The following is a 12725-nucleotide window of genomic DNA, read 5'->3' as shown; positions in this document are numbered from 1 at the left end:
ACCAAGCCACGCCGGATTTCCCGCGTGGCTTGTTGTTTTTTGACGCGCCTGCGGGCGCCCAGAGAGAAGAGGCACGACGATGAGTGCATTGGTTGGCGTGATCATGGGCTCCAAGTCCGATTGGTCCACCCTTAGCCACACCGCCGATATGCTGGAAAAACTCGGCATTCCGTATGAAGTGAAAGTGGTCTCTGCCCACCGCACCCCGGATTTGCTGTTCCAGTATGCCGATGAAGCAGAATCCCGTGGCATCGAGGTAATCATCGCCGGTGCCGGCGGCGCAGCGCACCTGCCGGGCATGTGTGCAGCCAAGACTCACCTGCCAGTGCTGGGCGTACCGGTGCAGTCGGCAATGCTCTCGGGCGTGGATTCGCTGTTGTCCATCGTGCAGATGCCGGCCGGTATCCCGGTGGCTACCCTGGCGATCGGCAAGGCTGGTGCGATCAACGCTGCCCTGCTGTCCGCCAGCATCCTGGGCGCCAAGCATCCGCAGTTCCACGCGGTGCTGAAAAAATTCCGTGCTGAGCAGACAGACAGCGTGCTGGACAATCCAGACCCACGTATCGCCTGAGGTTGTTGACGATGAAAATCGGTGTAATCGGTGGCGGCCAACTGGGCCGCATGCTGGCTTTGGCGGGTACCCCGCTGGGGATGAACTTCGCTTTCCTGGACCCGGCGCCGGACGCCTGCGCTGCGGCCCTGGGTGAACACCTGCGTGCTGACTACAGCGACCCGGACCACCTGCGCCAACTGGCCGATGAGGTCGACCTGGTGACCTTCGAGTTCGAAAGCGTCCCGGCCGAAACCGTGGCCTTCCTGTCGCAGTTCGTGCCGGTGTACCCGAGCGCCGAAGCCCTGCGCATTGCTCGCGACCGCTGGTTCGAAAAGAGCATGTTCAAGGACCTGGGCATTCCGACTCCCGCCTTCGCCGACATCCAGTCCCAGGCGGACCTGGACGCCGCTGTCGCCAGCATCGGCCTGCCAGCCGTGTTGAAAACCCGTACCCTGGGCTACGACGGCAAGGGCCAGAAGGTCCTGCGCACCGCTGCCGATGTGGTCGGCACCTTCGCCGAACTGGGCAGCGTCGCCTGCCTGCTGGAAGGCTTCGTGCCGTTCACCGGTGAAGTCTCGCTGATTGCCGTGCGGGCCCGTGATGGCGAGACCCGCTTTTACCCATTGGTGCACAACACCCACGACAGCGGCATTCTCAAGCTGTCCGTGGCCAGTACCGAGCACCCGTTGCAGGCGCTGGCCGAAGACTATTCCAGCCGTGTGCTCAAGCAACTGGATTATGTCGGCGTGATGGCGTTCGAATTCTTTGAAGTCGACGGCGGCCTCAAGGCCAACGAAATCGCCCCGCGCGTGCACAACTCCGGGCACTGGACTACTGAAGGCGCCGAGTGCAGCCAGTTCGAAAACCACCTGCGGGCGGTAGCGGGCTTGCCACTGGGTTCCACGGCCAAGGTCGGCGAGAGCGCCATGCTCAACTTCATCGGTGTGGTGCCGCCGGTTGAGCGTGTGATGGCGATTGACGATTGCCACGTGCATCACTACGGCAAAGCCTTCAAGGCCGGGCGCAAGGTCGGCCACGCCAACCTGCGCTGCAAGGACCGCGCGACGCTGCAAGCGCAGATCCTCAAGGTTGAAGCGCTGATCGCCGAGCAATAAGCCAAGCCCGACGGGAACCATTGGTGGCCGTCGTCTCTCTGATTGCAGGATGCCAAAGCCTGACTAGGCTTTGGCATAGCTCACTTCATTCAGAGGGAAATGCCATGGGTATCATCGGAACCATCTTTATCGGCTTGATCGTCGGCCTGCTCGCGCGTTTCCTCAAGCCAGGCGACGACAGCATGGGCTGGATCATGACCATCCTGCTGGGTATTGCCGGCTCCCTGGCCGCGACCTACGGTGGTCAGGCACTGGGTATCTACCAGGCGGGTCAGGGCGCAGGCTTTCTGGGCGCGCTGGTTGGGGCGATCATCCTGCTGGTGATCTACGGCCTGATCAAAAAGAAGTAATCAGCCGACAAAGTCCTCTGCGCTGCGCAGGCGCAGAGGGCTAGAATGCTCGGCACTTGTAATTGCCGAGCCTCTCCATGCGCCGTCTTCTGTTGACTCTCCTCCTGCTGGGCTCTGGCCTGGCGCACGCCAGTGAATTGCCGGAAACCGACTGGCTCGACCTGATGCCGATGTCGGACCAAAAGGCCCTCGAAGCCATGCCCGAGATCGACCACAACTCCCCGGAAGCTCAAGGCACCTTTACCGACAAGGGTGGTTTGAAGCAGAGCAAAGGCTTGCCCGCGGTGATGTATTCGACCAAGACCGTGGCGGCCATGAACGGCAAGAACATCCGTATCGGTGGCTACCCGGTGCCGTTGGAAACCGATGCCAAGGGCCGTAGCACGCTGTTCTTCCTGGTGCCGTACCCAGGCGCGTGCATCCACGTGCCGCCACCGCCGCCTAATCAATTGGTGCTGGTGCGTTATCCCAAGGGGTTGACGCTGGATGATATCTACACGCCGCTGTGGGTGACGGGCACGTTGAAGGTGGAGAAGGTCAACAATGACTTGGCGGATGCGGCGTATGCGCTGGATGCGGGGAAGGTGCGGGTGGTGAAGGAGTCAGACCTCTAGAACCCGACACATAACCATGTGGGAGGTGGCAAGCCCCTCCCACATTTGATTGGGTTTACAGAGCTATACCGCAGATGCTCACGCCCAACGTGTGACGTTCACCCGGCGCCAGCGCCACCACATCCTCCAGCACATTCGCCGTCTCGATGCACAGCATGCCTGTCCAGCCATCGTCGGCCATGTCGTCGAAGGCCTTGGCGCGTTCGGTCCAGGGGTTCCAGATCACGGTGGATTTCGAGCCTTCGCTGATGAGCTGGATACGGCGCTGCCAATCCTTGTCGACGATGTTGAGCTTTGCAGGCGTGTCGAGATAGATGCGGTCGGTCTCGGCACTGAAGTGCAGCAGGCCGGATTGCTTCTTCTCGCTCCAGCCATCGGCGGTGTCGATGTACGCCGAGCCGTCCAGGCCGTCGACCTGCACGTTGCGCACATCGCTGACGGCGAAGTAGGTGTGCAGCGCCTGGCTCAGGGTGACGGTGTCGGTGCCCCGGTTATGGCTGGTCAGGCGGATGTGCAGTTGGTCGTCCAGCCGCAGGCTCAGTGTCAGGTCAACCTGATGAGGCCAGCCGGGGAAGCCGCCTGCCGGTACGGGCAGTGCTAGGTCCACGCGCAGCACTTCGCCTTCCAGTTTGCTCCCAGCCAATTCCCAGCGTGCCGTACGCGCAAAACCGTGGGCGCCGGCAGGTTGGTCACTCTGGCGCATCGCCTTTACGCTTTGCGGGTTACGGTCGAACACGCCAAACCATGGCCAGCACACCGGTACACCGGTTCGGATGCCTTTGCCTTGCTTGAACACCGCCGCCGGGTTAGGCCAGATCAGCGGCTGCTCGCCCTCACGCCCGTAACTGAAGATATGCGCGCCCTGCTGGGCGACCATCAATTGCGCGCCGTTGTGGCGGATACGCCAGCAGTCCAGCTCGTCGATTTTCAGGGTTTCAACGTGGGGCGTAGGCATACACAGCACTCTTCATGGCAGGCAATGGGGCAATGGACCGTCAAAACCCGGCGAGGTTTAACGTGCGCGCGACGGCACCGAACGCGTGCGGCCACTGCCGTCGATGGCGACGAACACAAACACCGCCTCGGTGACCTTGCGCCATTCGCTGGACAGCGGGTCGTCGCTCCACACTTCGACCATCATCTGGATCGAGCTGCGGCCGATTTCCAGGGCCTGGGTATAGAAGGACAACTGCGCGCCCACTGCCACCGGCACCAGAAACGCCATGCGATCAATCGCCACGGTGGCCACGCGACCGCCCGCGACCTTGCTGGCCATTGCCGTGCCGGCCAGGTCCATCTGCGCGACCAGCCAGCCGCCGAAGATATCGCCAAAGCCGTTGGTCTCGCGCGGAAGCGCGGTGATTTGCAGGGCGAGGTCGCCTTGCGGGATAGGGTCTTCTTGTTCGAGTTCGATCATGCCGGAGATGCCTCTCAAGACTGCGGGTTCTTGCGCGTGCGTGGGCCGAGTATATCGACACCCTTGCGCCGCGACGACCTTCTGTGGCTGATTTGGTCGGCAATTGGCCGCTGTATCGCGGCTTTTTGCGGCAACTGTGCTTGTGATGTGCTTTTGCAAGCGATTTGCTATCTTGCCCAACCCGTCCTGGCTCAGCCAGCACACCGGATCTGCCGTCCTGACTAATAAGAGAAGCCTTGCCATGTCCTCCGTGCCCGCAAGCAGTGCGCAGCCTTCGCGCCCGCTGACCCGCAACGACTACAAAACCCTGTCGCTGTCTGCCTTGGGCGGGGCGCTGGAGTTCTACGATTTCATCATTTTCGTGTTTTTCGCCACCGTGGTCGGAAAACTGTTCTTCCCTGCCGACATGCCTGAATGGCTGCGCATGATGCAAACCTTCGGCATCTTCGCCGCCGGTTACCTGGCCCGCCCACTGGGCGGCATCATCATGGCGCACTTCGGCGACCTGCTGGGCCGCAAGAAAATGTTCACCCTGAGCATCTTCATGATGGCCGTACCGACCCTGATCATGGGCCTGCTGCCGACCTACGCGCAGATCGGCCTGTGGGCGCCGATCCTGTTGCTGCTGATGCGCGTCATCCAGGGCGCGGCGATTGGCGGCGAAGTGCCGGGCGCGTGGGTGTTCGTCTCCGAACACGTACCGCCACGCCATATCGGCTACGCCTGCGGTACCCTGACCAGCGGCCTTACGGCCGGTATCCTGCTGGGTTCGCTGGTGGCCACCGCAATCAACACGCTTTATACCCCTGAGCAGGTCTCGGATTACGCCTGGCGTATTCCGTTCCTGCTGGGTGGCGTGTTCGGCCTGCTGTCGGTGTACCTGCGTCGCTGGCTGCACGAAACGCCGATCTTCGCCGAAATGCAGCAACGCAAGACGTTGGCCGCCGAGCTGCCATTGCGCGCGGTACTGCGCGACCACCGTGGCGCCATCGTGCTGTCGATGCTGCTGACCTGGTTGCTGTCGGCCGGCGTGGTGGTGGTTATCCTCATGACCCCGACCGTGCTGCAAACCATCTACCACTTCAGCCCGACCGTAGCGCTGCAAGCCAACAGCCTGGCCATTGTTACCCTGAGCCTGGGCTGCATCGCCTCCGGCGCCTTGGCTGACCGCTTCGGTGCGGGCCGCGTGCTCATTAGCGGTTGCGCGCTGCTGCTGGCCACCTCTTGGACGCTCTACCACAGCCTGTTGGCTCACCCGGACTGGCTGTTCCCGCTGTACGCCTTGACCGGCCTGTTTGTCGGCACAATCGGCGTGGTGCCGTACGTGATGGTCAAAGCCTTCCCACCCGTGGTGCGTTTCAGCGGCTTGTCGTTTTCCTACAACGTGGCCTATGCCGTGTTCGGCGGTCTGACGCCACTGGCGGTCTCGCTGCTGATGAAAGAAAGCCCGATGGGCCCGTCTTACTACGTGGCTGCCCTGTGTGTGATGGGGATGGGAGTAGGCGTGTATCTGTGGAAACGCGGGCGTTAAAATCACCCGGTTCCCCTGTGGCGAGCAAGCTCGCTCGCCACAGGCTCTATAGGCGTTTGCGAACCCCCGCTTCAAGCGCTCCAACCTCCTCGCAAGTCCCTTATTCATTGGCCTTCTCCCTTCCTGTCAGGAAATTCTTAAATAGTGGCCTTTCATCTAACTGTCACATTGCAGACATAGAGTGTTCACACGGCCTACCGATACTTGGCCCCGATCCAACTATCCCTATCTGCTAGGAGCAAGGCATGAAACTGAAACGTTTGATGGCGGCAATGACTTTTGTCGCTGCTGGCGTTGCGACCGCCAACGCGGTGGCCGCTGGTGTTGATCCGGCAATCCCGGCGTACGTTAAGACCACTGGTGTGTCGGGCAACTTGTCCAGCGTCGGTTCCGATACCCTGGCTAACCTGATGACCCTGTGGGCCGAGGGTTACAAAAAGGAATACCCGAACGTCAACATCCAGATTCAAGCCGCCGGCTCCGCTACTGCGCCACCTGCACTGACTGAAGGCACCTCCAACCTGGGCCCGATGAGCCGTAAGATGAAGGACACCGAACTGGCTGCCTTCGAGCAGAAGTACGGCTACAAGCCAACCGCTATCCCGGTGGCCGTGGATGCCCTGGCCGTGTTCGTGCACAAGGACAACCCGATCCAGCACCTGACCATGGAGCAAGTGGACGCGATCTTCTCCTCGACGCGTCTGTGCGGCGGCAAAGCCGACGTGAAAACCTGGGGCGAGCTGGGCGTGACCGGCGACCTGGCCAACAAGCCAGTGCAGCTCTTCGGTCGTAACTCGGTGTCCGGCACCTACGGCTACTTCAAGGAAGAAGCCCTGTGCAAAGGCGATTACAAGCCTAACGTGAACGAACAACCAGGCTCGGCTTCGGTCGTGCAGTCGATCAGCTCCTCGCTGAACGGCATCGGTTACTCGGGCATCGGTTACAAGACCGCCAGCGTGAAAACCGTGCCTCTGGCCAAGAAAGGCAGCACTGACTACATCGAAGACACCGAAGAAAACGCCCTGAACGGCAAGTACCCGCTGTCGCGTTTCCTCTACGTGTATGTCAACAAAGCCCCGAACAAGCCTCTGGCTCCGCTGGAAGCTGAGTTCGTGAAACTGGTTCTGTCCAAACAGGGCCAGGAAGTTGTAGTGAAAGACGGCTACATCCCACTGCCAGCCAAAGTGGCCGCCAAGGCCCTGGCTGACCTGGGTCTGAAAGAAGGCAACTGATTGCCTTCGCGGGGCCGGCATACCGGCCCCGCATCCGAATTTTCTAGTCCGCTGCCAGCTATGCTTCGCGGCGGATTTGTTGCGTCACTGCACTGTCATCTTTCTGTCATACAGGATCGCTAGGGTGTGCGCATGAATGATCTGGCCAATTCCACCATGACGACGACTTCTCCTCCCAAACGCATTGATTTCAATACGCCTGAGCTGCAACGCAAGCGCCGCATTCGCGCGCTCAAAGATCGCCTGACCCGTTGGTACGTGCTGGTGGGCGGCCTCGCCGTCCTCGGTGCTATCACCCTGATCTTCTTCTTCCTCGCCTACGTCGTCGCGCCGTTGTTCCAGGGTGCCTCGTTGACCAAGGAAGAGGCGCTCACCCCGGCCTGGATCCAGGACGCCGGCAAGCCGCTGATGATCTCCCTCGAAGAGCAGAACCAGGTCGGCATGCGGGTTTCCGACAAGGGCCAGGCGCTGTTCTTTAATGTAGAGACTGGCGCCGAGCTCAAACGCGTCGACCTGGCGCTTCCCGTGGGGACCAGCGTCGCGTCCATCGGTGAAGACCAGCCAGGCAGCCCGCTGGTGATCCTTGGTTTGTCCAATGGCCAATCGTTGGTGTTCCGCCACACCTACAAAGTGTCCTACCCGGACGGCAAGAAAACCATCACGCCAGCGATTGAATACCCTTACGGTGAAACGCCGATCGTGCTGGATGACGCCGGTCGCCCGTTGGAACATGTAGCCCTCAACGCCACTGACACCTCCCTGGTGGTGGCAGGTTCGGCCGGTTCGCACCTGAGCGTGCTGACCCTGAGCCGCGAAGAGAACATGATGACTGGCGAAGTCACCAGCGAGCAGAAGCGTGTCGAGCTGCCGCAAATGACCGAGCCGGTGAAGGCGATCTTCATCGACCCGCGCCAGCAGTGGTTGTATGTGATCAACGGCCGTGCCCTGGCCGATGTGTTCAGCCTGCGCGACAAGAGCCTCAACGGCCGCTACAAACTGTTGGAAGATGGCAACGCCGAAATCACCGCCAGCACCCAACTGGTCGGCGGTATCTCGCTGATCATCGGTAACTCCAAAGGCGGCCTGGCCCAGTGGTTCATGGCCCGCGATCCGGATGGCGAGCAGCGCTTCAAGCAGATCCGTACCTTCCAGATGGGCACGGCGCCCATCGTTGAAATCACCGCCGAAGAACGCCGCAAGGGCTTCACCGCCCTCGACGCTTCCGGCCAGTTCGGTGTGTTCCACAGCACCGCCCATCGCACGTTGCTGGTCGACCCGGTGGTCGACGGCCAGGGCGTGTTCGGCCTGTCGCCACGGGCCAACCGCGTAATCGTGGAAGCCGGCGGCAAGCTGCAACCGTTGCTGCTCGACAACCCGCACCCGGAAGTGTCCTGGAGCGCGTTGTGGAGCAAGGTCTGGTACGAAAACTACGACGAACCTAAATACGTCTGGCAATCGACCGCTGCCAACACCGACTTCGAACCCAAGATGAGCCTGGCCCCGCTGACCTTCGGTACCTTGAAGGCCGCGTTCTACGCCATGCTGCTGGCCGCACCGCTGGCCGTCGCCGCTGCGATCTACACCGCCTATTTCATGGCCCCGAGCCTGCGCCGCAAGGTCAAGCCGGTGATCGAGTTGATGGAGGCGATGCCGACCGTGATCCTCGGCTTCTTCGCCGGCCTGTTCCTGGCACCATACGTGGAAGGGCATCTACCGGGGATTTTCAGCCTGCTGATGCTGCTGCCGATTGGCATCCTGGTGGCGGGCTTTGTGTTCAGCCGCTTGCCGGAGTCGATTCGCCTGCGCGTTCCCGATGGCTGGGAAAGCGCGATCCTGATCCCGGTGATCCTGTTTGTGGGCTGGCTCTCGCTGTACATGAGCCCGTACCTGGAAACCTGGTTCTTCGGCGGCGACATGCGCATGTGGATCTCCCACGACCTGGGAATCACCTACGACCAGCGCAACGCGCTGGTGGTCGGCCTGGCCATGGGGTTCGCGGTGATCCCGAACATCTACTCCATCGCCGAAGACGCCGTGTTCAGCGTGCCGCGCGGCCTGACCCTGGGCTCGCTGGCCCTGGGTGCCACGCCGTGGCAGACCATGACGCGGGTGGTGATTCTGACCGCCAGCCCGGGCATCTTCTCCGCCCTGATGATCGGCATGGGCCGTGCAGTCGGCGAGACCATGATCGTGCTGATGGCCACCGGCAACACGCCGGTGATGGAGATGAACCTGTTCGAAGGCCTGCGAACGCTCGCGGCCAACGTCGCGGTGGAAATGCCGGAGTCGGAAGTGGGCGGCAGTCACTACCGCGTGCTGTTCCTCTCGGCACTGGTGCTGCTGCTGTTCACCTTCATCATGAACACCCTCGCCGAGCTGATCCGTCAGCGTCTGCGCAAGAAATACTCGTCGCTTTAAGAAAGGTAGAAGTCTGTGAAACAGAACTCCCTGAATGGATGGTTCAAGAGCGGCGCCCCCGGCGTCTGGATCAGCGGTGGCGCGGTGTCCATCGCGGTCATCATGACCATTGGGTTGCTGGCCGTGATTGCGGTGCGTGGTTTGGGCCACTTCTGGCCGGCTGACCTGATCCAGGCCAACTACAGCGTGCCGGGCCAGGAAAACCATATCGTCATCGGCGAAGTGGTGCAGAAAGAAGAAGTGCCCCGCGAGCGCCTGAAAAGTGCTGGCCTGCCGGTGCCCGATGAAGGCCCGGAATTCATGACCCGCGAGCTGATCAAGGTCGGCAACCGGGACTTGAATGGCAACGACTTCACCTGGATCGTCGGCGAATGGCTGAAGGACCAGACCACGCCGAAAAACCTGATGGCGATCGAGCGGCGTGAGTGGGGCAACTTCTACGGCACCCTGGTCAACGTCAAGCAGGATGGCAAGGTCATCGCTGAAGGCGAGGCCGCGTGGCCGGAACTGCAAGCCCGCGTCGACCGCGTCAACAAGCTGGCCGCCCAGCTCAAGAGCCTGGAAAAAACCGATATCGGCGCGATCAACGCCGGCCTCGAACGCATCCGCCTGCACGGTCGTAAACTGGAGCTGGAAGGCAAGCTCGATGCCACCGCCCAGGCTGATATGGATGCTGACCGCGCCGAGCTGAATGCCCGTTACCAGGACATCGAAGCGCGTCTGGCCGACTTGCACGCCCAGTTCAACCGCGATGCGCTGACTGCTCGCGATGGCAACGGCAAGGAAATCGAAATCGGCATCGGCAAAGTGGTGCACGCCTACCAGCCGAACGCCATGGGCACGCTGACCAAGATCGGTTTCTACTTCAGCAAGGTCTGGGAATTTTTGAGCGATGACCCACGGGAAGCCAACACCGAAGGCGGGATTTTCCCGGCCATCTTCGGCACCGTGATGATGACCCTGATCATGGCGATGATCGTGACCCCGTTCGGCGTACTGGCGGCGGTGTACCTGCGTGAATACGCCAAGCAGAACACCCTGACCCGCATCATCCGCATCGCTGTGAACAACCTGGCCGGTGTACCGGCCATCGTCTACGGCGTGTTCGGCCTGGGCTTCTTCGTGTATGTACTGGGTGGCTCGGTTGACCGCCTGTTCTTCGCCGAAGCCCTGCCGGCACCGACCTTCGGTACGCCTGGCCTGCTGTGGGCCTCGCTGACCCTGGCGCTGCTGGCGGTGCCGGTGGTGATCGTGGCCACCGAAGAAGGCCTGGCGCGGATTCCCCGCACCGTGCGTGAGGGTTCCCTGGCGCTGGGCGCGACCAAGGCGGAAACGCTGTGGAAGATCGTGCTGCCGATGGCCAGCCCGGCCATGATGACCGGCATGATCCTCGCCGTGGCCCGTGCCGCCGGCGAAGTGGCACCGCTGATGCTGGTAGGCGTGGTGAAACTGGCCCCGTCGCTGCCGCTGGACGGCAACTACCCGTACCTGCACCTGGACCAGAAGATCATGCACTTGGGTTTCCACATTTATGACGTCGGCTTCCAGAGCCCCAACGTCGAAGCCGCACGGCCACTGGTGTACGCCACCGCCTTGCTGCTGGTACTGGTGATCGCCACGCTCAACTTGTCGGCGGTGTGGATACGTAACCACCTGCGCGAGAAATACAAAGCGTTGGACAGCTGACACGATCCAATGTGGGAGGGGGCTTGCCCCCTCCCACACTGGACCGCGCCATACACAGAATTTGAGTAAACCGCTCCGGCGGTTCAACGAACTGAATTGGTAGCACAGGGAGCATCCCATGCAACACGACACCCATTCCCACGGCATCAACATGTCTGCCCTGGGTCGCGACAAGCAGAGCCTGAGCCTGGCCCAGGAAACCGTGGCCATCGAAGTGCCAGGCCTGAGCCTGTACTACGGTGACAAGCAGGCGCTGTTCGACGTCAGCATGAACATCCCCAAGCAGCGCGTGACTGCCTTCATCGGCCCGTCGGGCTGCGGCAAGTCCACGCTGTTGCGCACCTTCAACCGCATGAACGACCTGGTCGACGGTTGCCGTGTGGACGGTGCGATCAACCTCTACGGCACCAACATCTACCGCAAGGGCGAAGACGTGGCCGAGTTGCGTCGCCGCGTGGGCATGGTGTTCCAGAAGCCCAACCCGTTCCCCAAGACCATCTACGAAAACGTGGTCTACGGCCTGCGTATCCAGGGCATCAACAAGAAGCGCATCCTCGACGAAGCCGTGGAGTGGGCCTTGAAAGGCGCGGCGCTGTGGGACGAGGTCAAGGACCGCCTGCACGAGTCGGCACTGGGCTTGTCCGGCGGCCAGCAGCAACGTCTGGTGATCGCCCGTACCATCGCCGTGGAGCCGGAAGTGCTGCTGCTCGACGAACCCTGCTCGGCACTCGACCCGATCTCGACCCTGAAAGTGGAAGAGCTGATCTACGAGCTCAAGTCCAAGTTCACCATCGTCATCGTGACCCACAACATGCAACAGGCGGCGCGAGTTTCCGACTACACCGCGTTCATGTACATGGGCAAGCTGGTGGAATTCGGCGATACCGATACCCTGTTCACCAATCCGGCGAAAAAGCAGACCGAAGACTACATCACCGGTCGCTACGGCTAGGAAGCTGTGGTTCTGATTGCATTGACGCTGCGGTTCTCCGCACCTTACCGGACGCTCCAAGGACGCCAACATGATTAGCAAAGAAGGCCTTACCCATCACATCTCCGCGCAGTTCAACGCCGAGCTTGAGGAAGTGCGCAGCCACCTCCTGGCGATGGGCGGCTTGGTGGAGAAGCAAGTCAACGACGCCGTGACCGCGCTGATCGAGGCCGACTCGGGCCTGGCCCAGCAGGTGCGTGAGATCGACGACCAGATCAATCAGATGGAACGCAATATCGACGAGGAATGCCTGCGCATTCTCGCCCGTCGCCAGCCGGCGGCCTCGGACCTGCGTTTGATCATCAGCATCTCCAAGTCGGTGATCGACCTGGAGCGCATCGGCGACGAAGCCACCAAGATCGCCCGCCGCGCCATCCAGCTGTGCGAAGAAGGCGAAGCGCCACGCGGCTACGTGGAAGTGCGCCACATCGGCGACCAGGTGCGCAACATGGTGCGCGATGCCCTAGATGCGTTTGCGCGCTTCGATGCCGACCTGGCGCTCTCGGTGGCGCAATACGACAAGGTCATCGACCGCGAATACAAGACCGCCCTGCGTGAGCTGGCGACCTACATGATGGAAGACCCGCGCTCTATCTCGCGGGTCTTGAGCATTATCTGGGTGCTGCGTTCTCTGGAGCGGATCGGCGATCATGCGCGCAATATCTCGGAACTGGTGATCTACCTGGTGCGCGGTACCGACGTACGGCACATGGGCCTCAAGCGTATGAAGGCCGAAGTTGAAGGTTCTGCCGACCAAATCCCTAATGTTCCGGGCGAACCTGACGATAAGTAAGGTTGCCCGAGAAATTAACGCCCGG

12 protein-coding genes are annotated in these 12725 nt (G+C 61.5%); 10 read left to right on the top strand and 2 right to left on the bottom strand.

Annotated features, from left to right (window positions below):
* Nucleotides 1–79: 79 nt before the first annotated feature.
* The 4 genes from purE to EJD88_RS25100 all read left to right on the top strand — a co-directional run bounded on the left by purE (nucleotide 80) and on the right by EJD88_RS25100 (nucleotide 2632).
* Nucleotides 80–571, top strand: coding sequence for a 5-(carboxyamino)imidazole ribonucleotide mutase (purE, locus tag EJD88_RS25115; RefSeq protein ID WP_003176980.1), 492 nt, complete (start codon nucleotides 80–82; stop codon nucleotides 569–571).
* A gap of 11 nt (nucleotides 572–582) precedes the next feature.
* Nucleotides 583–1668 (top strand): 5-(carboxyamino)imidazole ribonucleotide synthase, encoded by a 1086-nt coding sequence (locus EJD88_RS25110; protein WP_112192787.1) that lies wholly within the window; start codon nucleotides 583–585, stop codon nucleotides 1666–1668.
* 104 nt (nucleotides 1669–1772) lie between these two features.
* Nucleotides 1773–2018 carry a GlsB/YeaQ/YmgE family stress response membrane protein gene (locus EJD88_RS25105; RefSeq protein WP_099586064.1) on the top strand — a complete coding sequence of 82 codons (246 nt, stop codon included), beginning with the start codon at nucleotides 1773–1775 and terminating at the stop codon, nucleotides 2016–2018.
* Between the two features lie 77 nt (nucleotides 2019–2095).
* The gene (locus EJD88_RS25100; protein WP_158879255.1) at nucleotides 2096–2632 is read left to right on the top strand and encodes a DUF3299 domain-containing protein; all 537 of its coding nucleotides are present in this window, start codon (nucleotides 2096–2098) and stop codon (nucleotides 2630–2632) included.
* A 55-nt stretch (nucleotides 2633–2687) separates the two neighbouring features.
* Here EJD88_RS25100 and EJD88_RS25095 read toward each other — a convergent pair whose 3' ends face one another.
* Together EJD88_RS25095 and EJD88_RS25090 are read right to left on the bottom strand one after the other, a co-directional pair.
* Nucleotides 2688–3587, bottom strand: coding sequence for a D-hexose-6-phosphate mutarotase (locus tag EJD88_RS25095; protein ID WP_158879254.1), 900 nt, complete (start codon nucleotides 3585–3587; stop codon nucleotides 2688–2690).
* 57 nt (nucleotides 3588–3644) lie between these two features.
* Complete coding sequence (locus tag EJD88_RS25090; protein ID WP_003176975.1) at nucleotides 3645–4049, bottom strand: acyl-CoA thioesterase; 405 nt, start codon at nucleotides 4047–4049, stop codon at nucleotides 3645–3647.
* A 241-nt stretch (nucleotides 4050–4290) separates the two neighbouring features.
* Here EJD88_RS25090 and EJD88_RS25085 point away from each other — a divergent pair, with 241 nt between their 5' ends.
* The 6 genes from EJD88_RS25085 (at nucleotide 4291) to phoU (ending at nucleotide 12700) form a co-directional block, all read left to right on the top strand.
* Nucleotides 4291–5580 (top strand): MFS transporter, encoded by a 1290-nt coding sequence (locus EJD88_RS25085; protein ID WP_112192785.1) that lies wholly within the window; start codon nucleotides 4291–4293, stop codon nucleotides 5578–5580.
* A 245-nt stretch (nucleotides 5581–5825) separates the two neighbouring features.
* A complete protein-coding gene (locus tag EJD88_RS25080) occupies nucleotides 5826–6812 on the top strand; it encodes a phosphate ABC transporter substrate-binding protein PstS (protein ID WP_099586060.1) in 987 nt (328 codons plus the stop codon).
* A gap of 384 nt (nucleotides 6813–7196) precedes the next feature.
* Nucleotides 7197–9230: an ABC transporter permease subunit gene (locus EJD88_RS25075; protein WP_178075390.1), complete on the top strand. Its 2034-nt coding sequence runs from the start codon at nucleotides 7197–7199 to the stop codon at nucleotides 9228–9230.
* Nucleotides 9231–9245: 15 nt separating this feature from the next.
* A complete protein-coding gene (pstA, locus tag EJD88_RS25070; protein WP_099586058.1) occupies nucleotides 9246–10916 on the top strand; it encodes a phosphate ABC transporter permease PstA in 1671 nt (556 codons plus the stop codon).
* Nucleotides 10917–11034: 118 nt separating this feature from the next.
* Nucleotides 11035–11868, top strand: coding sequence for a phosphate ABC transporter ATP-binding protein PstB (gene pstB / locus EJD88_RS25065; protein ID WP_027608247.1), 834 nt, complete (start codon nucleotides 11035–11037; stop codon nucleotides 11866–11868).
* A 70-nt stretch (nucleotides 11869–11938) separates the two neighbouring features.
* Entirely contained in the window at nucleotides 11939–12700 is a 762-nt protein-coding gene (phoU, locus tag EJD88_RS25060; RefSeq protein ID WP_053127580.1) for a phosphate signaling complex protein PhoU, read from the top strand.
* Nucleotides 12701–12725: the final 25 nt, after the last annotated feature.

It is taken from the genome of Pseudomonas sp. PB105, assembly GCF_009764655.1.
GTDB lineage: Bacteria > Pseudomonadota > Gammaproteobacteria > Pseudomonadales > Pseudomonadaceae > Aquipseudomonas > Aquipseudomonas cyclaminis.
The sequence above is the reverse complement of the archived record's forward strand: the minus strand, read 5'-3'. Positions and strand labels throughout refer to the sequence as shown.